This is a genomic window from Fulvivirga lutimaris (genome assembly GCF_009711525.1).
Lineage (GTDB): Bacteria > Bacteroidota > Bacteroidia > Cytophagales > Cyclobacteriaceae > Fulvivirga > Fulvivirga lutimaris.
On the sequence record NZ_SMLV01000114.1, the window covers coordinates 1 to 2,004 of the forward strand.

At 33.3% G+C, this 2,004-nt stretch carries 3 protein-coding genes; all 3 read right to left on the minus strand.

What is annotated here, in order from left to right; genetic code table 11:
• On the minus strand, positions 1 to 957 hold a 957-nt coding region (chrA, locus tag E1140_RS00530; protein WP_155178002.1), incomplete at its 3' end, for a chromate efflux transporter.
• A 79-nt stretch (positions 958 to 1,036) separates the two neighbouring features.
• The gene (locus tag E1140_RS00535) at positions 1,037 to 1,741 is read right to left on the minus strand and encodes a hypothetical protein (protein WP_155178003.1); all 705 of its coding nucleotides are present in this window, start codon (positions 1,739 to 1,741) and stop codon (positions 1,037 to 1,039) included.
• A gap of 33 nt (positions 1,742 to 1,774) precedes the next feature.
• Positions 1,775 to 2,004, minus strand: a 230-nt coding sequence (locus E1140_RS21235; RefSeq protein ID WP_185153330.1) for a hypothetical protein, incomplete at its 5' end; no start/stop codon positions are given.

A 2,004-nucleotide genomic window follows, 5' to 3' on the forward strand; every position in this document is an offset into this window, starting at 1 on the left:
TTTCAAACGACTTGATAACACAATCATTAGCAAAGAAGATGGCCCAAATATACCAATCGTAGCAATGAGTGCTCCCAACAGTCCACTTACCTTATACCCTACAAATGCCGCACTAATTAAAATTGGTCCAGGAGTAACCTGGCCAATAGCTATTGCATCAACAAACTGAACATTTGTTAACCAATTCATTTGTTCGACTATAATACTTTGCAAAATAGGCACCATCACATAGCCACCTCCAAATAGGGTAAGGCTAATTTTTGAGAATACTTCAAAAATCTTAGCATTCAAGTTTTCAGGCATTAAAACTCCTATTCCAAGAACAGCTGCAAACAGAATACACAACAATAAAGGAACCCAATCAACCTTAGCTTTATCAATCTTCCCCTCAGTTGGCACACTTTCTTGTTTAAAGAAAAATAATCCTAATACTGCACTGCCCAATAAGCACAAGATGAAAACCAGATACCCACTAAAGAAAAACTGGATTGTCAAGCCCAACAATAGAATTAAGACATGCTTCCAGGATTTAACACTCTTCTGAGACATATTGTAAGCTACTGAAATAATGACCGCAACAATAACAGGAATAATCCCTTGAATTATGCTCCTTACCTGAGGAAGGTTACCGTATTCTAAATAGAAATGTGTAGCTATTACAACAAGAATAAATGAAGGCAGAATAACAGAAAAAACAGCAATTAGACTACCTCGCCATCCGCTAAGGTGATAACCAATATAGGCAACGGTATTAACAGCTACGGGGCCTGGTAAAACAGAGGCTAATGAAAAACCATTCATTATTACATCTTCACTAATTTTTTTATCTCTCTCCACCATTTTATTTATAACAACGGCTACAAGAGCTGAAAATCCTCCAAAGGAGGAAACGCCAATAATCAAAAATGTTTTGAAGAGAAATAAGAGAGAGGGCTGTGCAGCTTTATTATTATTCAATACAAGAACTATTTTCCTGAAAATTACTACTCAAAAGGTAGACCAGAAAGGAAATCAAAACTATTAATTTTGAAATAGATTATTCCAGAGATTTAGTGAAAAGCGAGTTCCAGTATTTAATCAGTTCAAAAAAGTCTTCTTCGTTCTTGAATTTGAGTTTTTCGGTATTAATAAAATTAGATACTGTCTTAGCATATTTACCTGTCAGAATATCACTAACCTTCTTCCGACTATTAGGAATCATAATCAACTGACTATTTCCTAATTGATAAAAATACTCCTTAACAAGCTTAATTTGATCTGTCTTGTCTCCTACTGACAAGGCCTCATTATAGTTGGCTTTAATGATTTTTACATAATATCTGGAATACAAAGACACTGAATCTTTTAATTCGATTCTGTAAATATCATCCTTGCCTAAATTAAAAGTATTACCCGTTATGAAGGATTCAATTTCTCCTTCACTATTTGTCCAAGAGAAAGCTTTTAATAACCTTGCTGATATTACGCGAACAACATTCCTATCTTTAAAGTACAACTGATTGTCTATCATATTAAACCTCATTGGCAAATCTCTAAACTTTACTCCGTTTAATATTTGAAATTCACCAGACAACCAACTTTCATCTATATAATATGGTTTATGTGAAGACTCAATTGACTCCGAAAATTGAGTTATTGCAGTTTTACCAAAAGTAACATCAGATAGTTGTCCGTCTGGATTCTGGGCAAGAATTTGGAATGTAAAAAAGATGGCAATAATCATTAAGTATAGTGTTTTCATAACCATAACTTGAGATACATATTTTAAGGTTAATTAAAGGGTTTGGTCATGAACAAAGTTTTTATTTAAAGCCTTATCTAAAAATATTGCATTTAGTCTATACGCCTTTATTGACTTTGCATTTTGACTTAGTTTGAGATGATTTATCTCCTGATTATCAATGTAATCAACAATGTGAAACCCTTTGTTAAATGCACTTATTGTTAAAATATTATCATTGGCATCAACACTGCCCATTCTAACTGTGCTTAAATTCGTAGGTA

Coding starts and splice junctions, on each gene's coding strand:
- E1140_RS00535 (WP_155178003.1), bottom strand. CDS start 1,741: ATGAAAACACTATACTTAATGATTATTGCCATCTTTTTTACATTCCAA.